Source organism: Acinetobacter sp. XH1741 (assembly GCF_041021895.1).
GTDB lineage: Bacteria > Pseudomonadota > Gammaproteobacteria > Pseudomonadales > Moraxellaceae > Acinetobacter.
Map to the genome: position 1 here is coordinate 98,728 of NZ_CP157429.1, position 26,189 is coordinate 124,916.

The 26,189-nt window shown below is 40.3% G+C and carries 12 protein-coding genes and 1 pseudogene; 4 read left to right on the forward strand and 9 right to left on the reverse strand.

All coding sequences use genetic code 11. From position 1 onward, the window contains the following. Positions 1-144 precede the first annotated feature (144 nt). Positions 145-858: a phosphoribosyltransferase gene (locus ABLB96_RS18915; protein ID WP_001986287.1), complete on the reverse strand. Its 714-nt coding sequence runs from the start codon at positions 856-858 to the stop codon at positions 145-147. Positions 859-1,715: 857 nt separating this feature from the next. Between ABLB96_RS18915 and ABLB96_RS18920 the strand changes: the two genes are divergently transcribed. The 4 genes from ABLB96_RS18920 (at position 1,716) to ABLB96_RS18935 (ending at position 6,144) form a co-directional block, all read left to right on the forward strand. Further along, a complete protein-coding gene (locus ABLB96_RS18920; protein WP_001052588.1) occupies positions 1,716-2,426 on the forward strand; it encodes a hypothetical protein in 711 nt (236 codons plus the stop codon). A 12-nt stretch (positions 2,427-2,438) separates the two neighbouring features. Further along, complete coding sequence (locus ABLB96_RS18925; RefSeq protein ID WP_000482094.1) at positions 2,439-3,545, forward strand: ImmA/IrrE family metallo-endopeptidase; 1,107 nt, start codon at positions 2,439-2,441, stop codon at positions 3,543-3,545. Between the two features lie 175 nt (positions 3,546-3,720). Continuing rightward, positions 3,721-4,892, forward strand: a protein-coding gene (locus ABLB96_RS18930) for an IS3-like element ISAba21 family transposase (RefSeq protein WP_369030275.1) whose coding sequence is annotated in 2 segments (ribosomal slippage) — positions 3,721-3,979 and positions 3,979-4,892 — 1,173 coding nt in all. Because the reading frame shifts where the segments join, the coding sequence is not laid out codon by codon here. Positions 4,893-4,935: 43 nt separating this feature from the next. Continuing rightward, positions 4,936-6,144 (forward strand): IS256-like element ISAba26 family transposase, encoded by a 1,209-nt coding sequence (locus ABLB96_RS18935; protein ID WP_000343018.1) that lies wholly within the window; start codon positions 4,936-4,938, stop codon positions 6,142-6,144. Between the two features lie 111 nt (positions 6,145-6,255). On the opposite strand, the pseudogene ABLB96_RS18940 reads toward ABLB96_RS18935, so the two are convergent. From ABLB96_RS18940 to ABLB96_RS18975, 8 genes and pseudogenes are all read right to left on the reverse strand, one after another. Beyond that, a pseudogene (locus ABLB96_RS18940) lies at positions 6,256-7,281 on the reverse strand (IS3 family transposase); the annotation flags it as partial. 167 nt (positions 7,282-7,448) lie between these two features. Then, complete coding sequence (locus tag ABLB96_RS18945; RefSeq protein ID WP_000653919.1) at positions 7,449-12,179, reverse strand: AAA domain-containing protein; 4,731 nt, start codon at positions 12,177-12,179, stop codon at positions 7,449-7,451. A 63-nt stretch (positions 12,180-12,242) separates the two neighbouring features. Then, positions 12,243-14,282: a protease Lon-related BREX system protein BrxL gene (gene brxL / locus ABLB96_RS18950; protein WP_000443160.1), complete on the reverse strand. Its 2,040-nt coding sequence runs from the start codon at positions 14,280-14,282 to the stop codon at positions 12,243-12,245. 29 nt (positions 14,283-14,311) lie between these two features. After that, a complete protein-coding gene (gene pglZ, locus ABLB96_RS18955) occupies positions 14,312-16,936 on the reverse strand; it encodes a BREX-1 system phosphatase PglZ type A (RefSeq protein WP_001047021.1) in 2,625 nt (874 codons plus the stop codon). Next, positions 16,933-18,303, reverse strand: a complete 1,371-nt coding sequence (locus tag ABLB96_RS18960) for a hypothetical protein (protein ID WP_001030448.1) — start codon at positions 18,301-18,303, stop codon at positions 16,933-16,935. Before ABLB96_RS18960 ends, pglZ begins: the two co-directional genes overlap by 4 nt. Further along, the gene (gene pglX, locus ABLB96_RS18965; RefSeq protein ID WP_001098044.1) at positions 18,300-21,833 is read right to left on the reverse strand and encodes a BREX-1 system adenine-specific DNA-methyltransferase PglX; all 3,534 of its coding nucleotides are present in this window, start codon (positions 21,831-21,833) and stop codon (positions 18,300-18,302) included. Before pglX ends, ABLB96_RS18960 begins: the two co-directional genes overlap by 4 nt. Before the next feature lie 46 nt (positions 21,834-21,879). Further along, the gene (gene brxC / locus ABLB96_RS18970) at positions 21,880-25,560 is read right to left on the reverse strand and encodes a BREX system P-loop protein BrxC (RefSeq protein WP_002120185.1); all 3,681 of its coding nucleotides are present in this window, start codon (positions 25,558-25,560) and stop codon (positions 21,880-21,882) included. Between the two features lie 40 nt (positions 25,561-25,600). Further along, positions 25,601-26,176: a DUF1788 domain-containing protein gene (locus ABLB96_RS18975; RefSeq protein WP_000078544.1), complete on the reverse strand. Its 576-nt coding sequence runs from the start codon at positions 26,174-26,176 to the stop codon at positions 25,601-25,603. Positions 26,177-26,189 lie beyond the last annotated feature (13 nt).

Below are 26,189 nucleotides of genomic sequence, written 5' to 3' on the forward strand. Positions count from 1 at the left end.
TACCCTTTATTATCATTTTTATAAAAGTAACTATATGTACTCATTAAAATTTGTAGAGCTCAAAAACAAAAAAGACCGCTATATAGCAGTCTTTTAACTTAATTAAATAATAATTAATTCATTTTCATCATAAGTGCATAAGCATCACGTTTGTTTTGACGCAATGATTCTATCTCGGACTTCGTCAGCTGTTTTACGAGAGTTGAGGATATACTTTGCTTCCCACTCTGTGAGCCTTTCGAAATCGTACCCGTAAATCGATTTCCACCATGCTTCAAGATTACCATATACATCCCTCAATTGCTGAAGAGTTTCTTTACTTAGAGCTAATTGTGATGAGTATTGTTTACCCGTCAGTGCATATGCTCCAATAACTTTATTCGTCCCAGTTGTTTCAATATGACCTTTTAATGCTGCAAAAGTACCACCTTGGGTCTGGGTATCATCAACAATAATAACACATTTATCATTGTTTATTGTCCCATCAAATGCTGGTGGGTTGGCTAATCTATGCCACCCATCACCGCCAGTTCTTGATACTTTTATAGCTTGAACTATATTCGTATCAACTTCAAGCCCAAGTTTCTTTGCTATAACTGCTGAAGTAGCTAAAGGAATCATATTACGACCGACTGCTTCCTCAGCATGTACAGGTACTATAATAGTTTCCCGACCATCGATAATTCTTTCTAGTTCAGCAATCGCCTCATCCGAAACTAAATCTTTAGCTAAAATATACGCACTTTCAACATCCCCTGCTTTAGCAGCTTCATACATGTAATGAGAGGTTGCATCTCCAAGACCACGGTCAATAACCGTTTTAGGAAACATATTCCAATCTGTGCGATATAACTTCATATTTTTAAATAAGTTTTAATGATGGCTAGCATTAAATTTTACACTAAATTTACCGCTAGCATCTCTTGGATATTATTTTTCGTATCAGGCAGCACTCTCAAAAGCCGTTTGTTTGGACAGTCCCCATGATCATACACGAGGCAGCTTCAAATACTTATGGGCCCATCCTATCCAGTTGTATCTTCTTGCATCACATGAATATTGTATACTCATTTTGACTACTTGAAAATTATGGAACAACGTCAATAAAAACAATAACTCTAGAGTCTTTAGTCGACATTCCTAAAAAGGTAAATTCAACATTTCTTTCCATATCATTTCTTTGTGTCTCTGGATGAACAAAAGAAACATAGCTTATTTCAAAGAATCGGGCTAGGGTTTTTATGCCAATGATTTTGTTCTCTTCATTAGCAATTAAAACATCTAATTCCAGATCAAACTCTTCTAATTATTTAATTAAATCTTTAACTTTCATTTTACTATCAACCTCTATGAATTATTTAAAAAATTAGCACAATGAAACTTGTGAAAAAAATGGATTTGAACAAAATTTTTTAGCAAAAAAAGCATAGCAACCAGAAAAATCTTTCCAGCAATCAACAAAAATATCCCCGTGTGCTTCCAGTTTACAACATTTTGACTACCACACTGCCCACAGTAGTAATAATAGCCTTTGATACGGCCACCGCATTCAGGACAATTTTTATGATTAATGAATAAGTTACTCAACGTCTCTTCTCCAAAATTCTTATTATCAAGTTGTAAGTGAAGATAGCACACATTTATAAAAATGTCTTTTTTAAAACATCAAAAGATGTTATAAAAAAGACATTCGCTACTTTAGGATAACTTTTAAGATGAATTTAAATCTCCTTGATGAAGAATCAATCCAACCTTCTGAACCCACGCCATGTGATTTTTTCAAAGGTGAAAATGCTATCAAAAAAGCTAAACAGTTAGGATTACCTGATCTCGAGTTAGTCAGAAACGCAATTATGATCGGTGATGCTGACTATAGAACAAATACTCACTATAACCGTGCACGCTTTATTGCACGATGGGGAAAAATTGGAGAACAGATTGCTTTACTGCTTCGACAATCTGATCCTGCTTGGATATTCCACAATGACAGCCAGCCAAGAATTGAGAATACAGTAAAGAAAATACAAATTATCTTTATGAGCGGGAATATTGCATTGGGGTTAGCTGATCAAGTTGTATCAGCACACTGTGAAAAAGGATTAATGACATTAAATAATATTAAGGAGAATCAGTCTGCTTATGATGATGAGACAAAATTGAGAACATGGATTTTATACTTTCCTTCAGCATCACATCCAGCCTATAAAGACATTGATATCCCAAATATTCCTTTTGAATTTGCATACCCAACTAGCTTCGTACAGGACTTAAAAGCGAAAAAAATTTCAATTTTACCAAGTGACCATACTTGCAGAATTGCATTTGAAATAGATAATACAGTTCCTGTAAAAACTGATCCTAAGCCAGTATTGGAACCATCTAATGAAATTAAACCAGATGATTTTGATATTCAGCTTGTAGTTTAATCTGAGGTTAATGTGTTTAATAAAGATCGTTTACGTATTGCTAAAGAATTACGAGGACTTAGCAATACCGATTTCGCAGAAAAATTGAGTTGCTCTATCTCTAAGGTAAAGCAACTTTTAGACGTGGATAAAGAAATCAATGAAAATGATCAAGATGATATATGCCGTGTATTAAATTTACCCAAGTCATTCTTTGCAGGTAATGACACACAACCACATGAAACAGACCAAATCTTCTATAGATCGGTTGCTCGTATTAAAGCACAGCATAGAAAAGCTAATGAGGCATATACTCTTTTAGCAATAAATATTAACAAGTACTTAAATCAGAAAGTAAAGTTACCTACTTTTCACCGTCCTGATTTAGATATTACTGAGTTTTTGGGTGAATCTAAGTATGCCGATCACCTAGCGTCAGAGTTGAGAGGTTTATGGGCTTTAGGTAATCAACCGATTAATAACATTGTTTCGTTGTGTGAGCTAAAGGGAATCCGTGTCTTTAGATTACCGACTGAAATTCGAGAAATTGATGCACTATCTTTTTTTGATGATGAAAGTGGTAGCCCTTTCATATTTCTAAATACATTTAAGTCTGCCGAAAGAGCCCGCTTCGATTGTGCACACGAACTTGGTCATATCGTTATGCATACGCATAACAAAAAAATTCGTGTCGAGAAAGATAATCGTGTTCTCGAAACTGAAGCGGATCAATTTTCATCTGAATTTTTAATGCCAACAGATGCATTTCTTTCTACTGCTCCACGCTATTTTTCACTAGAAAATATGATTGAGTATAAAAAGATTTGGCGAACATCCCTGAAGGCTATTAACTATAAAGCTCACAAGCTGGGATTAGTTAGTGATTGGGTTAATCGTAGTAACTCTATAAAGATCAATTCGTTGGGCTACAACATTAATGAACCTGAAGAAACTCATCGAGATGAGAGTTTGATGTTGCCCAAAATTATCTCTGTTTTAGCCTCACAACCATCTTTTGATAAAAATAAAATGCTTGATGAAATTGGAATCTCTGAAGAAGATTTTAATCAATTAACATTTGATGCTTTAGCTAAAGTTGAGCCCCCGAAGAAAAAACATAAGTTATATATTGTCGAGTAATACAAACCTTCCTTAAAAATAATGCGCCTTACGGCGCACTATTTATGCAAAATCCTGATTAATTTTTTTATGACTTCACGCCCAACGTAGTTTTGCATCCCATAAGTCATGATGTGTGCTGAGAAAACAGGAGGTTTTAACTTGGTAAACTATAGACACTCATCAGGAGTTTACCATGAGCAAGAAACAGAAGACTTACACCGCAGAATTTAAAGTTGAAGCAATAAAATTGATTGAAGCCAATCAAGGCAATGTATCGGAAACAGCCAGACAACTTGGCATTTCAATGCAAACTCTTTCAAATTGGAATAATAAAGCAAAGACTGGCACCTTAGCAGGCACTAAACAATATTCACCTGATCTAAATGCCTTACTCGAAGAAAATAAAAAGCTCAAACAACAGCTCAAAACAGCTGAAATGGAACGTGAATTTCTAAAAAAGGCAGCAGCGTACTTTGCGAAAGAAAGTCAGTAAGGTACGCCTATATGAAACAGCAAAGATATTTATTCCCGATTAGCTTTATGGCTAGATTACTTCACGTTTCAGTGTCACGATTTTATGATTGGCTAAAACGAGGCATGAATAAAAGATTGGTTCAGCGAAATCAACAGACAATTTTGGTCAAAATAGCTCATGAGGAAACTAAACAAAGCTATGGCTATATTCGATTAACTAAGCATTTACAAGCGCAAGGTATCAAAATCAGTACGTATGCTGTACGTCAAATAAAAAAGCTCAACCAGCTGTATTGTAAGCGTCATAAGCGTTTCAAAAGAACTACGAAGAGTGATCATAATCGAGCGATCTACGCAAATTTACTAGAGCAACAGTTTTCAATGACTAAGCCCAATCTTGCATGGTCAAGCGATATTACATACATTTGGACTGCTGAAGGTTGGTTATACTTGGCAGCAGTAAAAGACCTGTACACGAAACAAGTGGTTGGCTATAGCTTAAATGAGCGTATGACCGCACAACTTGTTTGCAATGCACTGACTATGGCGATTCGTAATCAAAAACCAACGAAAGGCTTAATTATTCATTCGGACAGAGGCAGCCAATATTGCAGCCATGAATATCGAAAGATACTGGAAAAATGTGATTTTCAAGGTTCAATGAGCAAACGTGGGGACTGTTACGATAATGCACCGATTGAAAGTTTCTGGGGCATACTCAAGAATGAATTAGTGCATCATTGCAACTATAAAACCAGAGATGAAGCTAAAGCAGATATTACAGAATACATTGTGTTATTTTATAATCAGCGAAGAATTCAAAAGAGTTTGGATTTTAAAACGCCAAATCAAATAGCAGGGGACTGTTCTAAATTTTGTGTAAGTACTTAATTTTCATTTATCCTTCAGAGGATAATTACAAAAGGTACTTCACATGGATGAAGCAACAATCAAAAGTATGGCTGCCGAATTGGCTAAAGGTCTAAAAACACCAGAAGACTTAAACCAAATGACAGCAGTCTTTAAAAAATTCATGATTGAAACTGCACTCAATACTGAACTTTCAGACCATCTCGGTTATGAAAAGCATCAGCCCAAGAAAGGCTCAAATAGCCGTAATGGGTTTAGTTCTAAAACCATTACAACTCAAGATGGACAACTGGCTTTAGATATTCCCCGTGATCGAGAAGGTTCATTTGAGCCACAAATTATAAAAAAGCACCAAACACGCATCACCAGTATGGATGACCAAATCCTCTCACTGTATGCAAAAGGAATGACTAATAGGGAAATTGTAGCCTTCTTCAAAGAAATGTACGATGCCGATGTGTCAGCATCTCTCATCAGCAAAGTTACCGATGCTGTGATTGAGCAAGTGACTGAGTGGCAAAATAGAGCCTTAGATAGCCTTTATCCTGTTGTCTATCTTGACTGTATTGTTGTCAAAGTCCGTCAGCACTCCAATGTGATTAACAAGTCCGTATACCTTGCTTTAGGCATCAATATGGATGGGCAAAAAGAATTACTGGGTATGTGGATTGCTCAGACAGAAGGTGCCAAATTCTGGCTGTCAGTCATGACAGAGCTAAAAAATCGAGGAGTACAGGACATTCTTGTTGCCTGTGTAGATGGATTAAAAGGCTTCCCTGACGCGATAGCCTCTGTTTACCCTCATACTGATATTCAACTGTGTATCGTGCATGTTGTACGCAATAGCCTGAGATTTGTAAGCTGGAAAGACTACAAAGCTGTTACGTCGGGTCTGAAAGCGATTTATCAGGCAAGTACAGAGGAAAATGCTTTAAAATCCCTAGACATCTTCTGTGATCAATGGAATCACCAGTATCCCAAAATTGGAGAATCCTGGCGGGCCAATTGGGAAAATATCCGAACGATCTTTAGCTATCCAGCCGAAATACGTCATGCAATTTATACAACAAATGCGATTGAGTCGTTGAATAGCGTAATACGCCATTCAACGAAGAAAAGGAAAATCTTTTCATCTGATGACTCAGTAAAGAAGGTCATTTACTTAGCAACATCAAATGCTGCGAAGAAATGGACGATGCCAATTCAAAATTGGCGTTTAGCAATGAATTGGTTTACGATTCAGTTCGATGATCGATTAAAAGATCATTTATAAAAAATGGAACTTACACAAAATAATTTACAGGCTCAATAGCAGAGAACTTTTATCGGTTAGCTGCCTAGCATATCCCAAGTGAAAGTCTCCTGCTAATTCAGCACATATCAATGAATATATTTTCTTCTTGATCCTCTCTCGCTTTAACAGCTGAAAAAAGCTCTCAGCAACAGCATTACCATGACAGTTTCCTCGTCTACTCATACTGCTTTCAAGATTATGATGTTTGAGAAATGTTTGCCATTCATGACTGGTGTATTGGCTGCCTTGGTCAGAATGAATCAGGACTTTGTTCTTTGGGTTTCTTCGCCACAAAGCCATCAATAACGCATCTAAAACCAGATCTGTCGTGATTCTGGATTTCATAGACCAGCCAACAACAAGACGTGAAAACAGGTCAATCACAACTGCGATATATAGCCACCCTTCATGAGTACGGATATCTTGCGAAGCAGTGCTTCTCATGTCAGTCACCCACAGCTGGTTGAGCTGAGTTGGATTAAATTGTCGATCTAAAGTGTTTGCGGCAACGACAGCCGGAGCACCAGCGTGAGCTCTAGGTTTACGATAACCGCGCTGAGATTTAAGACCATCTGCTTTCATCAGCCGATGTACTCGATTAATCCCACAACTTTCACCAACATCTTTCAAATCACAGTGAATCTTGCGATAGCCGTAGATACCAACAGATTCCAGCCAGAATCTGTTTAATCAATCCTGAAAGCTGTTGCCGTTTCCGCGCAGTTTTACTGGTGGGTTGCTTTAACCATGCGTAATAACCACTGTGATGAACATCTAAAGTTGAACATAAACGACGAACAGGCCATATATGCTGATTGTCCCGAATAAAGGCGTACCTCATTTGGACTGGCTTGCGAAGTACACCACGGCCTTTTTTAATATGTCCCTTTCTTCAGTAACCCGTTGCAGCTCTTTTTTTAACTTTGCTAATTCTGCCCTTGGATCATTAGATTCTGTGATCTTGGGCTGCTGTGGATCATAACGTTTAATCCAGGCATACATACTATGGGTGGTGGTTCCCAAACGTGCAGCAACTTCGGCCACACTATGGCCTTTCTCAGTAACTTGCTTTACTGCTTCAATTTTGAATTCTTCAGGGTATCGTTTACTGCTCATAAGCACCTCGTTAATTAGCCATTTTATCTAACTAAAAGGTGTCTACAAAATCGGTGGCTATTCACCCTTTTTTACCCAAGTAAATTTCAACAACTAAAGATTACTACTGTAATCTTTAGTTACGTAAGTGTCCGCTAGCGAATCCATTTAAATACAAGCTAGTACAATTAAACAATTAACAAATCTTTCTCGATGTCATTTTCCGCACTCATTTCAGATTCGTCATCTACCCACACTTTGTGTTCTACATCTTGAATTAAGCTACTCATTCCATGTGTAGGTTTTATGCCCATTGCATCAAGTTTTTCCTTTAATGACATAATCATATTTTCACGTTCAATGAACCAACTCGATGCAAAGCATCTCCAGAATGTCCATCCTGCGCGTTCTAAAGCACGTTGACGAGTCATGTCATCATGCCATTGTTCTGGCCCATGATAGCTATCACCATCACATTCAACAGCCAAACGCTGATCACCATCTGACTCAACGACTAAATCGATTCGATAGCTTCCAACCTTAACCTGTGGAGTAACTGTGTAACCCATTTCATGGAGTGTCGTAAATACAGATTTTTCAAACTCCGATTCACACAAATCTAATTTTGCTTCAAATGATGCTTTTTGATCTTCTTGCAAATCATAAAAATGATTGAGTAAATTCAGCCTTAGATCTTTTGGAGATATATGATCACGACTCACGGAATGGACGAGATACATCCGTTCACGAGCACGGCTTGCAGCCACGTTAAATCTCTGTTCATGATCGGATCGACTCAAAGCATGACAATTCTGAGGATCTGCTACCATAGATAAGAAAATAATATCTCTTTCTGCACCCTGAAATGCTGAAGCATCCCCACAAGCAAATTGAACTTGGGTAAGAGTCCCTGCACCAAATTCATTCAAAGCTTCTGATTGAATGAACTCAGCCTGCGCCGGTCCCAACAATGAGATCACACCGATTGATCTATTTGCGTATCGTTCATCTTTAAGAAGAAGTTTCATTTCCTCAATAATTGCTTTCGCTTCTATTCGATTAATATGTTTGCTATTTTTAGATTCTCTATACCCCTGCGGTGTATAAATTGCGACTAAAGCTGGACTTAACTGCTCAGATTTCTTCGATAATCGCATTGGCTTAATACGGTTACCATAAAAGTTTTTATTGCTGTAACTAATGATCGCAGGATGACAGCGGAAATGCTCTAGAAGCATCACACTTGACTCATAGATAGAAGAAGCCATGTCGTATAAAGACATATCTGGTGTTAAATATGCAGCATGTGGCTGACCATGTAGATAACGATTTCTTAATACATCAATTTGAGCACTTGCTAGACCGACATTACTCGGAGAAACTTGTTTATTATCCCCCACTACTAATAATTTTTTAGCACGCATTAAAACAGGTAATACGTCAATTGATGATTGTGATGCCTCATCCACAATCACTAAGTCAAAGAGGCCTAATTCAGCAGGCATAGATTCAGATACCTGAAGATGTGACATGACCCAGCAAGGAATAGCTGCTGTTGCCTCTTTAAGGGCTACTTGAGCATCTTTTCTATAACGTGGAGCATTCTTACCTGTCCCTTTTCCATAGTGTTGTACAGCAATTTTATAACGCTGTAATGCAACTAAAATTTTGTCTGAGGCATTTTCCTTTAATGCCAGCCATGTCTTGTTTGCTGCCAATTGAGCGTAATTTTGAGATAGATTCTTCTCGTGAATACGACGGTGCTCATACAAATTTTCAATTTGACTTGTATTACTGATGGCTATTACAAAAATCTCAAGACGTTTCCATTCCCAAGCCTCTAGCAATGTATTACGTAATACAGGATCTTCAATTTCTTCAGCGTACGGAACTTCCAGAATATGTTTACTAAGAATCAAAGCATTTGTTTTACTCAATCTAATACTGGCGGATTTAACTCTTTCAAAATCTTCTGTTAGATCTTTTAAATGTGATAATTTTTTTAATAGATCAGCATAATCTCCAAGTTCACTTTCATGTAATGAATCGGAATCAATCTGAGATACAATTTTTTTTAACTGATTTGATATTTTATTACCAAACTCTGATAAATAAAGGATTTGATCAGCCAGTTGTTGTTGATAGACTTCTAAATTAAATATTTTTAACTTCTGCCCTAACAATTGAATCAAGTCATCAATATTTTTAGGTAATCCGTAGAAATCAAAAGATTTAGCTCTCTTAAAAGCTTTTAAATAATTCGTATTAAATAGATCCAAATATTTATTTTTCAAATCTAGGCATTTTTGGGTTCTACTGATGAGCTGCGTGAACTCTTTTAATATTTCATCGATATTACGATTATTTAACTCAATTAAAGGAATGTCTAATTGTGCTGCAATACTATTCCATTTGCTCATAAAGATGTTAAGAGTCTGCTTTCTATCAAGATATTCTTTAAGTCTTTTCCATTCATCTGATGTATCAGGATATTTTCCAGAAACTTTAATTGACTTAAAAAGGTCTTGTAATTCAGCAGTACCAAAATGATACCAATTAAATGGCTTACCTGTATCAACAGCACGTTGAACAGCTTGATATTCTTTTGAGTTTGGTTGTATCTCAAAATTCAGCTCTATGGGATCAATTAGTAGCGTTTTCCTGTATTCCAATAAAGGCTGAACTTCTTGAATAAGGTTACTATAGATATCAAGTTCCATAGCCTTATCTTCTGCATTTATCTTCTTGAAATAGCTCAATAACCATGGTTCTGCTTGATCAAGAACAAAGTTTAGATCTTCTAGATAAATCTTCAACCAATCTCTTAGCTCATTAATTTCTGATTCAGAAATAGTTTCCTTGAAATTATGTAGGTCATTTTGCTTTAAGAATTCCTCAATCTCATCTTTTTCTTTTAAGAACTCACTTAATTTCTTCAGGCTCGCCGAATCTAACAGCTTTTCAGGAGCTGGTAGAGGTCCATAATTTATGTATGGTAAGTTTGTACCTATTTTCTTCCTTGAGTCTCTCAATTGAATCAACTCAATCTGGGAAAAAGGAAACTGGTCTTTTTCCTCCAAAGTTAATTGGTCGGTAAACCATTCGCAGGATACTCTACTTTCTAATACCGTTTTCACGATATCCATAGGTAATTTTTTATTACCATCTACTTCAATATTCTGATAATGCTTTTCTGCAAAGTTATATATTTCTCGATCAATCAAAGCCATTTCATGATGGTTATGATCTATTTGATGTTTTAGAACTTCGATCGTTTTTCGAACTTCTGCAACATTCATTTGGGTAATTTTTTGCACAATCAAATCGATTGAAGATTCAAGCTGATTTTTACTTTCTTTGCTTGAACCAATGCGACTGACTACCAAAGGCTTTAATTCATCAGGAATCTTTTCATGTACTGTTTTAAGGACATGTGACTGCTGTGCAGTTACCAGTACTTTTTTACCATTCGCCAAATAGTGACAGATAATATTGGCAATACTATGTGTTTTACCTGTACCTGGTGGACCTTGCACCACTACACCACTGCTGATTAGCAGATTCTGGACAATAGTAATTTGTTCTTTGTTATAAGGCAGCGGGAAATAAAGCTCTTCAACTTTTGATCCGAATCCCTCAGTACCAGAACGCCCTCTAAAACTATAAGTCTCTTTTTGATTAATATCGCTTTTTAATTCTGTCACTAACGATAAAGGTTGTTCAGGTATAGCCACTGAAGGGTCATTAAGTTTAGTTTTTAATAACTCAATGTCATCGCTTAAAATAGAATTTCTTTTAGGACGACTAAACAGTACTGATGTTAATGTCACCGTTAGATTTTTGGATGGTATAGCCCTATTTTCTGCCTCAACAATTGCTCCTTTTGAAAAAATATTCGCGACGAAGGCATTAACTATATCAGAGTAAGTTTCCCCTTCAAATAGGCGTAATGAGCGACCATTATTTAAGTTTTCTTTTAAGGTTACTTTTACTTGTCCTGAAGTAGGCAGATCATCCTCTAATAAGATGGCATCCATTTCTATATTGGCACGTGTATCTTTGGCACCTACACGTATTAATCCATTTTTTTCTATCTCCATTTCTAACGGGATAGTAATAAGAGGATATGAGTAAGATTTTTGAGTCGTTGGAAGTACCCAGTCAACTAAGCCAAAGCCTGCAACAATTTCTTCACCATCGCCTGTTCCACCTAAATTAATCGCGGTATTCCATGAGAATAATTTATCGTAAACAACAATAGATTTTTTAATCTCATCGTTATTTTGTTTCCAATCTTTCCAAATATTTTGATAACTTTCGAATTCTTTGAATAGCTTCTGAAGTAGGTCAATTTTAGTAATCAAATCACATGCCACGCTACTGTAGGGCAAACGGAATTGATGAACTCCTTTAAAAAATACAATCTTATTTAAACTAGAAAAATTAACAGTGGGTTCTTTTTCGGCATCAACATGAATATAGGAAGAGAGTATTTGAGATGGTTTCGGCATCGATTGAAGCTGTAATCGTTCAATTTGAAACCACCAATCGTCATCATTCAGAATTTTTAAGCCACGAAGTTTTTCTAGATCATGAGAATAAAATCTATTACCACTCATTTCATATTGAATTTTTTGAGTATCCTCAGCTTGATGAGATACATAATCCAACAATTGAATCAGTTTATTTTTAACAATATTATTTAATTCAAGTTCAGAGTTCATCATTGGTCTTTCTAAATTTTTAACTGACGGGATTATAGCTAAAGACCAGCAAAAGGCTTCATTTTGTGAAAATATATCTTGATTTTGATATAAAAAAGCATTCACTTCTTTCTTTTCAATACCAAGAGTTTTAGCAATTTCTCTAGCAGTAAGTTTGGGCTGTTTAACCAAAATAGCTGTTATTAAATCCTTCATGTGATTCATATTTCCTAATCATTTCAAAAGCTTTTCTCTTTAACTGATTTATACAGAATCAACTCAACCCACACCCAGAGCTTTAAATACCGCATCCACCGGATCTGCATAAAAGCTGGTCTGGAACTTGGTAAACAGTTCTACAGGAATCGTTGGGATATCTGCCGCACTACTCATTGGCAAAGCAACCTTCTTGGCACCCGCATCAAAAGCAACTTGCAGACATTCGGCAATACTTTCCACCGGTGTCACAGAACCACCCAAGCTTATATCACCCAGTACCACCATCTGACTTTGTACCGATCGTCCTAACAGGCCAGAAGCGAAAGCTACTAAACTTGGCAGAGCAAGATGACTGAGTGGTCCGGTGTTCTGTAATTCAACCACATGTAAGTGGAAGTCATGTTCCATCACCTTACTGCCACCCGAGATTCGAGATGCATTGGCCTTGAAGTAGTCAAATGCGACCTTGACCTGCTCCTTGGCACTGCTTGAATTCCATAAGCCTGATGTCGCCAGCTTTCCTGAACCTTTGGTGACTTGAAGTTCTAAGCGGTATAACCCTGGCATGCCTTTATTACTGAGCCCGATGGTATATAAGAAACCTGGCTTGGCTGGACCTTCGGGAATCAGTCCACCTCCACCCTGCTCTTTGACTGAAACAAAGTGCTCTTCAAGCGTGTCATTATCGATGTAGCTGAAATGCACATCATAGAATTCCATGCCACCAATTTTTTTCAGCTGTTCTTTGACCCGACGACGTACCTGCAGGGCATATTCCAGACACTGGCGTACATCTTCTTTATTAAACTGACCGTGTGGGTAGAGCAACTTCATCAATCCGGAAACCGTCTTGCGAACGGCGATCACATCACGTTGATTCAGGTTGTTGCCGAGTTTGAAGTACTTCTCAATGGCATCTGCAAAGCTACGCTTACGCATTTCCCGGAAGAACTCAGCTAGATAATCAACGATCAATCCATAACGGTTGGTGAAGAACTCCGGGCGCATCTTCGGAATTTCCCAGCCGGGGATATAAGCATGAAAACGATCGAAGAATGCCGAATCGATCATGGCTTCAGGGAAAGGTGCCAATAGATGGCTGGTTTTGACCAGGGATTCCACGCTTTGGTTGATATTACCCACAAAAACCATTGAAGCAGAGGCTTCCATCTGTTCGCGGCCACGGGCAAAAGACCCTGAGGCCATGTAATCTTTCATGATCTGTACGCCATCTTTGTCCTTAAAGGAAATACCGGCGACTTCATCAAAGGCTACCACATCCCATAAGCCAACCAGACCAATACGGCGGCTACTCATGTTATAGAATAGGTTGGCGACAGTCGTTTGCCCACCGGAGACTAAAATACTATTCGGTGAACATTCTTTGTAAATATGGCTTTTCCCGGTACCGCGTGGTCCCAGTTCACAAACGTTATAGTTATTTTCAACGAACGGAACCATACGTGCTAATAGCTGCCATTGCACGTCCTCTTTTAGCGAAGCCGGTTCCATGCCGATCGAACGGATTAAACTCTCGCGCCACTGATCAGTGCTTAATGCTGCTCTTCCACTGAAGAGTTCATCCATATTCATATTCGGCATTTGAATCGGCTTGAGTAGGCTCACACCAAATGGAGAATTTGACTGTCCTTCATCAAAATAATAACTGAGTGTTGCAATCACCCAGATACCACCAACGAGTAATTTTTCATACTCTTTGACGATGCCTGCCGAAATCTCAGCATCTTTAATACCTAGATTACTGAAAGAGGCTTCGTATTTGTCCTTACGCTCATTCAGCTTCACGGTAACTCGGTCAATGACCTTATAACTGCCACGTTCACGAACCAGGGATTTTACTTTCTCCGCTTCATCCGGGCGGACATAATTCTCTGCCAGAACGGTCTTTACGTTACGCAGCCCCTGTTCAATGATCTCAGGGTCATCCGAGGCACAGTAAATCCCCAATAGGTACTCGAGCACATAGACAGGGACATTGGCCCCTTCTTTGATCAGTTTAGTCAGATCCTTACGTACCACCCGCCCAGCAAAGTGTTCATTCAGCAGCTGATCCAGTTCTTTATCGTTAGCAGATTCCATGTAGGCTACGCTCTATCGTTAATTCGTTATCAGAAGAAGTCATCGGTAAATGCCAGATCAATGCTGACCTTATAGCGCTGCATTTCGATATTCAGGTCTTTGTCCTTCAGCACCAAGAAGTAATCTTTCTTACGGTCAAAATCAGTGCCAGACAAAGACAGTCTGACCTGTTTTACCCGTTCCGCAATAGAGTCGGTACTGCTATCAAAGGTCAGAGTTTCTTCACTGGAAACTTTGACATCCCCATCATAAATGGCAATCGACAGGGTTACTGGCATGACCAGTTCACTGACAGCTTCAGTTTGCATCAAATCAAACTTCTGGATGTTATTGACCATCTTCAGCGTAGATTTGGTAGAAATGACCTCAACTTTACGCTTGGTTCGCTGTCCAGCCTTTTCACCACGTAGCTGTTTCACTGTCAGTACCGGCACCACAATTTCCTGAGGCATGATGCCGCCATGCACGAAACGTGAACCTCCTACAAAATGGAAACGGTTTGCCCCTTTTGGAATCCAGAAATCAGTCGCAGATAATGTACCTGCCGTAGCTTGGGTTGAACCTTTCCAGGCTTCTTTGCTCACTGGCAAACCATGTCCGATCACATAACGCTTCTTGCTCTTCAATACATTGGCAGGTTTTTCAGTCAAGATAGAACGATCCGCAGATTCCAGTTTACTTTGCTGGAACAAGAACCCATGGTCAGCTGTGATCAACAGGGTAGAAATATTGAAATGCAGTAAGATTTTACGGCTTAGCTCGGTCAGCTCTTCAATGGCATGTTCCACGGCCATAAAAGTTTCTGATTCTGTCGAGACGCTGTCACCGCGTGCATCAATGACGTTATGATAAACATAAATCAGATCATGGTCTTTAAGTGCTTCACGGCCTTCATCACGCGACCAGCCTTTTACCGTTTCAGCGGTCACGGCTAGACCATTATAGGCTGCCAGAATTTTGGATCGTGCTGCAGTTCCTTTGCTGGACTGTCCATCTACTAAAACATCATCCCCTGCACTCTCTTTGTACTCCAAAGTCTGGTGTGGCAGTAATGAGGCCATGCCGAGTGTGGTATAACTTGGCACAACTCCCAGCTGTGAAGACAAAGTCGCTTCTGAATAACGCTTTTCATTGATACGATCACACACCTCTACTGCAGCTTCATAGCGGAAAGCATCACTGATGATCACTACAATACGGCGTTTCGTTGCAGAACCCAGTAGGGGTCTGACATGGGTATCATAGAAGTTCTGCTGATTTGGGATATCTGCTATTTTCCAGACATTCAAGCGTTGTTCAGCTTCAATCCGCTCTCCCCAGTTGCGCGCCAGGTAATCGATAAACCAGTAGGAATAGCAATTTTCGATTTCTTCATCGAGTTTTTTCAGGATATCGACATGAGCTCGTTGTGAGGCTGTACTGTAGTGGCGATAGGTCATATCAAAGCGATACAACTCCTGCTCGTAGGCTTTATACAAGGCTTCACTGGAGTCGAAATAGAACCCGGAATCAAACTGCTGTCGCAGGCTGAACAGGTCAATGGCTGCCTGCAACGCTGTATAGACCGTGCGATATTTACGGCGTGTTGCATCATCCTTATGTTTGGAAGCCCAATAGCCATCCAGACGGGTAGAAATAATCGTTCTGAAATGTTCCAGTTCAGCTTGGGTTGCTGCAGGGATATGACTGGCCAAATCAACAATAATCTTTTGTTCAATCACTTCAAAGGTCATGACATCGAGCAGCTGTTCCAGATCAAAAGCCCCGACCTTCTCCTGGATCCGCAGTGCATTGGCCACGGTCTGGGAGAGTGTATCGAAGGTTGGGTAGTATTTGGAGCTGTCTCTCCAGCGTGACAAAAAGGCTCTAGCCGTCGCACGTGAACTGACAGATGACATCACCAGTTCTTGAGCCCATAGCGGTATATCGCCCAGGCTTTCACAGAAACCTGTGCTCATCAACCGGATAAAGAACGTACCGAGCTTGAATGGTGCTTCCCCATTCAATTCTTCAACCGATGCTGGATAACCAATTTCCGTCTGTAATGCGGTAATTAAAGCTGGCACCAGTTGGAATTTTTCCAGTTCAGCAAAGGATTCCGGATTGACTTCCAGAGCCAGGTTCTGCTGTACCACTTCATCTGCCAGTGCCAGAACGATATGCATGAGTTCGACACTGTCAGCCTTGACCACAGCTGCAATCATAGCCATGTCCAGATCCTGTGCATCTGCATCAGACTGGATATAGCGTTTTAAGGTGCTCAGACGGGCTTTGGCTTTGAGGAATTCTTCACGTTTAGCCAGATGTTCTCTTAAACTTTGTTGCTGTAGCCCAAGCTCATTAAAGATAATCGAGAAACGATCGGCATAGAAACTGCGAGAATATAGCTTAATGTCCAGTAGCCAGTCTTTTTCGGTTTCAGGCTCTGGACTTGGGAAATACAGCAAGTATTTACCCTGCTGATCCTCAAGTTCCAGTTTGAGCTTGATCGCCAAACTCGACTCTTCTGCCATATTTAGAATATGGACATCATTCAGCTTTAGGGCTTTGATTTCTTCAGTAAATGACTGTTCTGCATCGTACCAAAAGACAATCCGATGCTGTTCAGTATAAAAGGCTTGTTCCAGACCTTGTTTTAGTTGATCTAAATTCATGGCTTACTATCACCCACAATGTCTTTAATTTCTTTAACTTGGCCAATCATTTCTTTTAAGTTTTGAATTGAAGACACCCCCTCTTTTTGCTGCTCTACTTTTTGTTTGCTGGGTGGCATATATATGGTTTGCACAGAATCCATAATTAACTTGTCTTGATTAGCAGTCTCTTTTAATTGTTCTGCATAAGAATTAACTGTAAGTGCAACTGCGGACTTAAATGCATACTCTTCCTGAAAGTTACGCTCTTTGGTGTATTGAGAAGTCGTAAAGAAAAACAATCCCAATACAGGCAAGGTTTTTATTGAATTTATTAAAAGCAACTGCCAGCTAATCGATGCAGGATCAACTCCCCAAAATAGATAGACGATCCAAAAAGCGGATACTAGTGCTATAGTAGGAATACTCCATTTCCAAAATTTAATTGAATCTGTTAATTCAGTTTTCCTTTGCTTAAACGTTTCAAACAGAGATGCACCAACTTCTCTACCTATTAGATCATCTAGATATTGATTCCGTTGTTCAAAGTATGCGTGTTTGCTCTCTACAAAGGTAAGCTTAGATTTGAAATCCTGTTTAAGAGTTTCAAAATCATTTTTTTGTTCTAAAATATTTTGCTCTATGTTCTCAAAAGTCGTTTTTAACGTTTGTAATTGTGCACGTGTCTCGATCAACAGTTGATCTGAATCCGCTTTTTTCTCTTCAGATGCCTGTAATAAAGAATTTATTTTTTCAATTAAGACCGCAGCCTGACTCTGCAGATTAGTAATTTCTGATGAGTGATTTCGACTCGCAGTTACTAACGCCTCTATTTCACTTAATTCACTTCTTTTTACGGAAGTAAAAGAATCCAAATCATCTTTGCTAGTTTCTAGTACTTTCAACAAAGTCTCTAATCGTTGTGATGTGGCTTCTAGATGAGTAGAGACTAACTCGATACGTTCTTTATCTTGCTGAACAGAGAGTTCCGAACTTCGAAAATATTTCCGTTTACTTTTCTCCCAAAACCCATTTATTGCCTGGTAATGAATTAAACGATTAAGATGTAAAACCGCAGCAGGGAAATTTCGATTATTAATATTTTGTAAATAACCAGCTAGATCTTGATTTAAATCTGCACCACCATATTCATTTTGAAATTGATAACTATATGGTAAAGCTTTAGCAAATACGGTATCGATCTCTTCTTTAAATTGGTTGAAAACCTTATTAGATGCACTGAGAAATTCTTGTGCTGTATATTCACCAATCTGAACATTGCTTAGGTCTGATATATGAGAATGCTGTTGAGCAAGAATATTTGAAAGCCCGAGCGCATAATAAGCTTCAATATGTATCTTTACCTGATCAATTTGAGCTTTATTCATTCTGTTTTATCACCCGTAATCGCTTTAACTTCAGCTAACAAGTCCCCAAACTTGCCGTAGTTTACTTTCACCCCATCATCGAGATCTAACGTAATACGCTGATCGGCATAGTGACGTAATTTTTCTTCAAAAGTACTCAGTTCAGCCTGTTGCTTATGCAAGTCTTGCAGTTTTTTCTCGATACGTTTGATTTCAGCCGCAGAGTCACTGCTTTCTTTTGTTGTTTCCAGAGAATTAGCATAAGCAGCCATTTTGGAAATCAGCGGCATGACGTATTCGGTACGCATACGCGCCAAAGTGCTTTCGTTATAGCGGTGCAAGTACACCAATGCCTGGAAAGCGCCTTGTTTACCACTGCTGAATAACCAGTAGATCGGGCGCTTTTTATAGGTCTGCATGTGGTCTTTATAAAACTTACTAGCAAGATAACGGCGGATCGTGTCTTCCGCTGTTTCGTTGGCTTTTTTGTCCAAGCTTTCTGCCAACCACTGCATATTGGCATCCAGTGTATCTTTACCCCACACTGCAGTTAAGAACTCTCGAATACGGTGCGTTGCATCGTCTTCAAACCAGTGCATTTCAGTCAATGGAATAATGCCGTCAGCATCGGCTGGGAATTTCAGATAACGGTTGGCATCGAAGTCTTGATTGCCTGCATGGGCATAGATCAAACCTGGTTCATCTAAGCTATAACGTCCCATCATGCAGCCAAGTACATAAGACACTAAACGTTGGCTGTCTTTTTCACGGTCGGCACGGGTTAAAGTGATTTGCTCATCAGGAACATCTGGCGTTAATTCATCCTGTAAACCATAAGCATCAATAAACAGCTTATTGTTTTCTTCTTCTAGACGTTTCATTTCTGCCACAGCGTCAGCATTTTGCTGTTGCCATGTGTTAAACGCTTGTTCTAGGTTTGACTGCTGCGTACGAATGATTGGGTTTTGAGTAAAGTCCCATGAGGTTTCGTATACATTCCAGTCATCTCTTGCAAATTTAATCATCTCCTCTACATTTTCTCTTGCCTGATTTGAGGCTGAGAAAGGAACATAAGGCAATTGAGAGATTACACCTGCTGTTGTATTCATAGTAGGATTTATTATTATTTTCAAAAATTCTAGTACAGGTGAATTCATAAGTCCTATAATTTCAAGGAGTTCATTATTTCTAGCAAATAAACTATCAGCTGCCTGATCAAAAATATAACCATTATCCATATAACGTACACTAAATGTCCCAGAGCCAATCATTGACCAAGATATGCCATTTCTAAAATAATATTGAAGATTTTTTATTGTTCGTGTTGGGCTACCATATAATTTTTTTGCAAGCGCAAACATTTCTTCACCATCATTTTCCCAGTTAACTAAATACTCATTATTTCCATACCATTTTCTAAATTCTCCACCTTTATTATACGGGAACCACTTTTTATTAGAATTTTTCGCATCTTCCCTATTTATAGAACCAAATGCCATTTTTTGATTGCTAACTTCTGCCCATCTTCTAATGAACTTATTATTATCATTTGTTGCCAACCCACGACGTGGTTCTGAAATCTCTCCTAAAAGCTTATTTCCAGAAAATAAATTTCGAGTCTGTATATTTACCCAATAAGCAATAGGACTACCAGGAATTTTCTTAAAATCATCTTGAATCGTAGAGTCAAAACGATTAAGTCCTGATCTTAGTTCTGATTCTTTTTGATCCTGCCCTGTATCTACAAGTCTAAAAAATACTGGCTTAAATCCATTTATATGTTGCCCTTGCATCACAAAAGCTGTTGTTTGTACGACTTCCCCTGATATTTCAGGAAATGCTCGAGCACCTAAATGTGCCATGGTTTGAATTGTACGATCTTGTAATAACTTTTCACGCATCGCTTCATAAGATGACAAGAACATCCAGCTTTGCATGGTTACCATACTGTTAAAACCACTTTCTTTACACCATCCAAAACCACGTTCAATAAACATGGCAAATAGATCTGACTTGCTGTCAGGGAATTTCTTCTTGGCAAAATCTTTTAAGGCTGTATTCATGCCTTTGCCACCCATATACGGCGGATTCGCAATCACAGCATCATATTGCTTTGCTAATAAATTCGCTTGCTGCACTAAAGGTAATAACTCCTGTGCTGACTGCTGTGCAAAAATATCCCCTGACGCTAATGCTATATTGAGCTTTGTTTCTAAATCAGGCAGCTTTTTAGCGAATACTTCAGGCACCTGAATCAAAGACCCAAAAGTTGAAGCATGTTCAAATAATTCTAGCAATTCTTTTAAATCCGCCTGCGCAATACCAGTGTTTGCCAAATCCTGACTCAATGCGTCTAAACGTTCAGGTTGGCTGTCTTGCAACGCAATAATATTCAGCTTCGGTGGATTGCTAAATAAACGGCGGTCATCCTCACGCGCTTTCATCAGCAGTGCAAAACTGGCCAACTGTGCCGCACGGGTATCAATATCAATGCCGTACAGGTTGTTTTCCAGAATCAAACGTGGAATATCACGGCTGCGGTAACCACGTTCTAAATAAATGGCTTTCAGGCAATCATAGGCTTCCACCAGAATATGCCCCGAACCACAGGCCGGATCTAGCACCGTAATGCTTTCAGGGTTTAAAGTATCGCCATCTTCACTAATACGAACATCAATCAGCTGTTTCAGCTGTGCATTGACCTCATCCGTTTGTTCAGCGGGTTGAATATAATATTCCCAATTATTGGCCAGCGTACTGTCAGGCTGTGCCATCATCCATAAACGGCCAACACTGTTCTGTACCAGATATTTTACAATCCAGTTCGGGGTGAATAACTGTGTCGCGGCAGGAATGTCCTCACTCTTGACGACTTTACCAATCACCTGGTCTTTCTTTTCAGAAATATAGAACTGATACAGCCAGCCAATAATCTGTACATCCGACCAGTCTTCTTCTGGAATGCTGCTGACCAGATCACGGATCAAGGAATCGGTTTTGGTGAGGTTATCCGGTAACAGCAACTCAGATTCATCAGAAACCTGTTCAAACAATAATGGCATGACCTGATTCAATGCATGACACTGAGCCAGTAACAGCTCTCGGTACAGCTCTTCGTCTTTATTGCCATCCAGCTTGAGTTCAGCCACACGGCTAGCATCTAAACCCGGTAAGTCAATATCCAGACACTCTTCCAGAATCTGCGGCAAGCCTGCACTGCCATCGGCACTGCTCAGTACACGACGACCATGATCCAGCAAGCCTTTGCATTCCATGTAGCGAATCGCACAAAGACGGTTAAACCAGCTATAAGCGATATAATCGATGGTCTGCTCAAAACTGCTGGTTTGAATGCGCTTGATCAGCTTTTCACGCGGTTTCATTACTGACAGGGGAAAAACCTGATCGCCAATCAGCAACAAGTCGCCTTTCTGCTCTGTTGGTAAAGTGCGGTCTGCGGTGATGCCGTATTTGGCCGACTGCTTGCGCATGGCTGCGATAAAATCATTGCGTGCTTGCGGTGCGTATTTTTTAATATTACTGGTATTCATCTTTAAACCTTTAATTAATGACTGATGCCAATATCCCTAACCCGAGTTAGCGGATACGCACACGCTTTTTATCACTCACGATTTTTTTCAGTTCAGCTTTGAGTGCGTCTACAAACTGATCCACTGACTCTTCTGTTTCCAGATAGACACTGCTGGAGCTTTTGCTGTAAATGCTAGCAACATCAACTTCGACTACCGGTTTCGGTGGCACTACGGCTGTCACAGGCTGTACCGGACTCGCAGCAGGTGTTGATGTAACTGGGCTGGAGGTGGTTGCAGTGTTGGTTACACTCTCGGCTTTGCTCTGAGCCAGTTGTGCCGCTTTGGCCTGACGCTGGATTTCCGCCTGAACTTCGCTCTCCAGCTCATATAAGGCTTCATCAAAACGCTCCACGGCGGTTTGGGTTTGCAGCATATAGATGGTGGACAGGCTAGTTTCCACTTCAATATCCGTTTTCAGCAGTTGTAGTGGGCGTAATAGCTTGTTACTCAGCTCAGCGGTAGCGATGCCACTGTTTTTAATCTCGGCTTCTAACTGTTTGATCTTGTCATCAATTTGCTCTACCGCATGGCTACGCTTCTCACTCAACAGTCGCTCATTGACGCTTTCAACTGTGCGAACTAAATCAGCGATTTTATTTAACAGGCCGTAGGGCGATTCAAGGGTTGAAATATGATGTAATTCGGAGAGGGCTTTTTTAGCGAGCTCATCACTGCCCAGCGCCTGTTTGTTTTTCTCAAAATGACGTAAGGCCTGTTGCAGTTGTTGCCAGCTTGGCATCTGATTACTAAAGAATTCATGAATGTCACGATAATCTTCTTCCAGATCCAAATAGTCGTCCTTGTGATCAACCACGGCCTTAAAGAAATCGAAGCTGTCGCTATTCGCCAGCAGACGTTCCAAAGTCAGAATCAACTTTTCAATCACTTTCTTGCCTGGGAACTGTCCGACATCTGTTTTGCTTTTGTACGACTTAAAGTTGGCTAACCAGTTTTTAAAATGTTGGGTATAGAATTCAAATAGCTCTTTCTCTGTCGCTGGTCCCATAGCCGAGAATAGATCTTGGGTCAGTTGGCGTGCCTGTTTCAACACCTGATCATCAGTCTGGCGCTTTTTAATGATCGACACATCGCGTCGACGGCGGCTGTTTTGTAAAGGCTCAAAGGCATCTTTTAACTGCAAGCTGCCACCATTTAACTGCAGTGAAATCCGCCCCATTGCCGCCAGCTGACCTACCAGCAATAAAATCTCGGCATCTGGCCAGCCATAAGGGCGTTTAGCAAAACGATCCACCACATCCGATACCAGAATACGTTCTGTACCTGTTGCCCGCAGCGAGATGTACTGTTCCACTTCTTGTAGGGCTTTCGGATTCGTTTGACCACCATCCAGAGACAATCCGAGCTGCGCCATATCATCGACAGTCAAGACGGCGTTCAGTTCACGCCAGGCATCCTGCTGATAGACTTGCAAATAGCTCAGTTTGGTATAGGTATTTTCAAGCAGATAACGACACGCCTCATCCAGCTTGGTGGAAGGGCTAGAAGATGAAAGTTGTAGATGTTGACCCAAGGCATAACTTTCCGCATCTAGCAGCATTTCTTCAACCCGGGCACGCAGGCGTTTTTTACGCTCCTGATTCTCACGGCCACGGTCTGCCAGGATACGGCTGATATCCGATTGGGTGCCATCATCATTTAAGCGGATGAATTTATTGGTTTTCAGCCAGGTGCGCAGTTCATTAAAGAACTGTTTATCGTCTGCCAGTTTAAACAGCACTTGTCCTTCGTCCTGAGTACTTTTACCAATACAGTAAGCTTCAGTGTAGAGGTTGTATTCCGTATCAAGCGGAGAAATAATTTCAACTTTCAAATCGCTCTCATACTTCCCATCCAGGCTATGGCTATCTAGGAAACGACCAATCTGATAGTCCATCTTGTTGGCTTGATGGCGGTATTTGTTCTGATCGCGCAGTAAATCTTTAAAGATCAGATTGGCTAACTCTTTATTTTCTTCTGAAGCAGCCAGATCAGTGGCTTTAATTTTGCGGGTGATATCGCGCTCTTCATTGGTGAGGAACAGGAACTCATCACCATTGCGGGTAATCAGGCTCTCTTTTTCCAGACGCAGCAGGCTTTCTTCAATACGCTTGCGTAATGCCAGCTTGTCTTCGTCAATTTTCTCAATCGACAAAGTCACCAGGTTATCCAAGGTCCCTTTGATGATATCGACATAGCGGATCATAAACAGCGTGCGCAGCATCTGTACGTCAAAACTATCTAGGGTTTGATTCTGCCCTGCCTGGTCGATGGTGCGCTTCACTGCAGTATCCAGAAATCCTTCCACTGAGGTATAGAAGCGGTGGAAAGGAACCAGTGCACCGACTTCATCTGTAGCAATCGCATTCGCGGCCATCTGGAACGCATCCAGCATGGACCGTTCACCATAGGCCAAGTGTGCACCGGTCGCACCGACTTTACGGATTTCTTCAAATACTTTTTGCACCAACTGGAAATGGTACGGCGCAAAAGGATAGTTATGGATAAAGCTGTCTGGACCCTCATAGTTGTTGAGTGTTGGGCCTGAACGGTCAAAGGTAATCTGGTTTTTTAAAATATCGCCCTTTTGCTCAAACACCGATCTGAGCAATGCTTCTGCTTCCGGGGTTTTACGTAATAAACGTTTCTGGATGACTTCATCGGTATTGGAACTGGACAGTGATAAACGGGTTTTAAAACGCCCAGCAATCTTGGAGAAATCATTGGCTTTGGAAGAAGACATCTCACCTAGAACCGCGTCGATGTCCGCCTGTGAGGTGACGACAATCCAAGCACGGCCTTTACAGATCGTACCAAGGTTTTCAGTAATGGTCTGTAAAGTCAGCATCAAGCGGGTATCGCTGCCAATAAACTGCCCCACTTCATCCACCAGGAACAATATCCGTTGCTGTGGTCCTTTGCTATCTAAGTATTCTTTCACCCACTGACAGAAGTTTTCGACCGAAACACTAAAGGTCTGCTCAGAATCCTCAAACCATTTATGCGCAGCTTCAGCAGATAAGTTGAGGGCTTGGGAAATCGCGGTTTCGACATCATCCTGATAGAACTGATAGCCGTCACGCTCCTCTAGCCAGGACATACCGCTGGATTCCTCAAACGCCTGTTTAAAGCGTTCGTAGACACCTTTCTGGCTCAGGTGACGTTCCATATGGGCAATATGTGGATGGTCAGCACTAAAACCCTGATACTCGTTAAACACGCGTAAAAACACATTCAGGATCGGATTGCCATCATCATTGGAGCTGGCTTTACTGTCGATGTTAAACAGGATGACATCGGCATGATGGCTGACGGCCTTGCCAATATCCGCACGGATAAACGCATCACGAATTTTGCTTTCATCAAAGAATTCTGCAGCACTGCGTTCGTTACCTTGCGCATCGCGTGCCACTTTATTGGCCAGAATATACGACAAGGTTTTCAGGAAATGTGATTTACCTGAACCAAAGAAGCCTGAAATCCATACGCCGACACGGTTAGCAATCGAAGGATCGCTCAGGTCTGTGCCATAAGACTGGAAAAAGTCCCGAAAATGCTTTTCCAGTTCATTGGTGACCACATACTCATCGAGTTCCTGATAAACCGTGGTATTGTCATTCTGGTCTGCTTTTACGACCCCGTTAATTGCACGATCTAATGGCTTGTAAAAAAGCTCTTTAATATTCATCTCAATCAATTCCCCCGAATTCTTATTTCTATTTGCCGTGTTAAGGCACTAATCTGAATGCTCTGTAGTAATTGTTGCTTGGAATTTTTCCAAATAAACTCATGGCTTGACCATCGTAATAACCTGGGTAAAACAGCACGACCGGCTTATGCCCCAGTAACGAATGTAAACTGTTCAATAAGTGATGGGCACGTAACAGTGGCCAAACCGAACCTACCCCAGTCATCAACACAATATCTTGCGCATTGGTGGCATATTTACTCACCAGATAGGGCGCGAACTTATCCATATGCAGTGGGCCTTTCAGCGCTTTGAGCAGCGCCTCATCGCCTTTGTCTTTTTGCATTTGAATGGCTTTATCGATGAAGTTACGCTCAGCCAGATAATCCACCACGGCTTGCAGCAGGTTGATATTCACCACCTTCAGCTGACTGTGTTTTTTCTCCAGCATCCCGTCTAGAAAATGCAGATATTCGCGCACTTTCAACTCATCTTCAGGTGCATAATCAAAAATCCAGAAGCCAATTTCATTGCCCAGTCCTTGCCCGGTGAGAAACTCGGTGGAAAGAATTCGCTCTGGAATCTGGTTCAGACGCTCATGTATTTTTTGACTCATTGCTGCCCCTCTA

Excerpts from the sequence above, each read along its gene's own strand:
- ABLB96_RS18915 (WP_001986287.1), bottom strand. The coding sequence starts at position 858 with ATGAAGTTATATCGCACAGATTGGAATATGTTTCCTAAAACGGTTATT.
- ABLB96_RS18960 (WP_001030448.1), bottom strand. The coding sequence starts at position 18,303 with ATGAATAAAGCTCAAATTGATCAGGTAAAGATACATATTGAAGCTTAT.
- pglX (WP_001098044.1), bottom strand. The coding sequence starts at position 21,833 with ATGAATACCAGTAATATTAAAAAATACGCACCGCAAGCACGCAATGAT.
- brxL (WP_000443160.1), bottom strand. The coding sequence starts at position 14,282 with ATGGAATCTGCTAACGATAAAGAACTGGATCAGCTGCTGAATGAACAC.
- brxC (WP_002120185.1), bottom strand. The coding sequence starts at position 25,560 with ATGAATATTAAAGAGCTTTTTTACAAGCCATTAGATCGTGCAATTAAC.
- pglZ (WP_001047021.1), bottom strand. The coding sequence starts at position 16,936 with ATGAATTTAGATCAACTAAAACAAGGTCTGGAACAAGCCTTTTATACT.
- ABLB96_RS18975 (WP_000078544.1), bottom strand. The coding sequence starts at position 26,176 with ATGAGTCAAAAAATACATGAGCGTCTGAACCAGATTCCAGAGCGAATT.
- ABLB96_RS18935 (WP_000343018.1), top strand. The coding sequence starts at position 4,936 with ATGGATGAAGCAACAATCAAAAGTATGGCTGCCGAATTGGCTAAAGGT.
- ABLB96_RS18920 (WP_001052588.1), top strand. The coding sequence starts at position 1,716 with ATGAATTTAAATCTCCTTGATGAAGAATCAATCCAACCTTCTGAACCC.
- ABLB96_RS18945 (WP_000653919.1), bottom strand. The coding sequence starts at position 12,179 with ATGAAGGATTTAATAACAGCTATTTTGGTTAAACAGCCCAAACTTACT.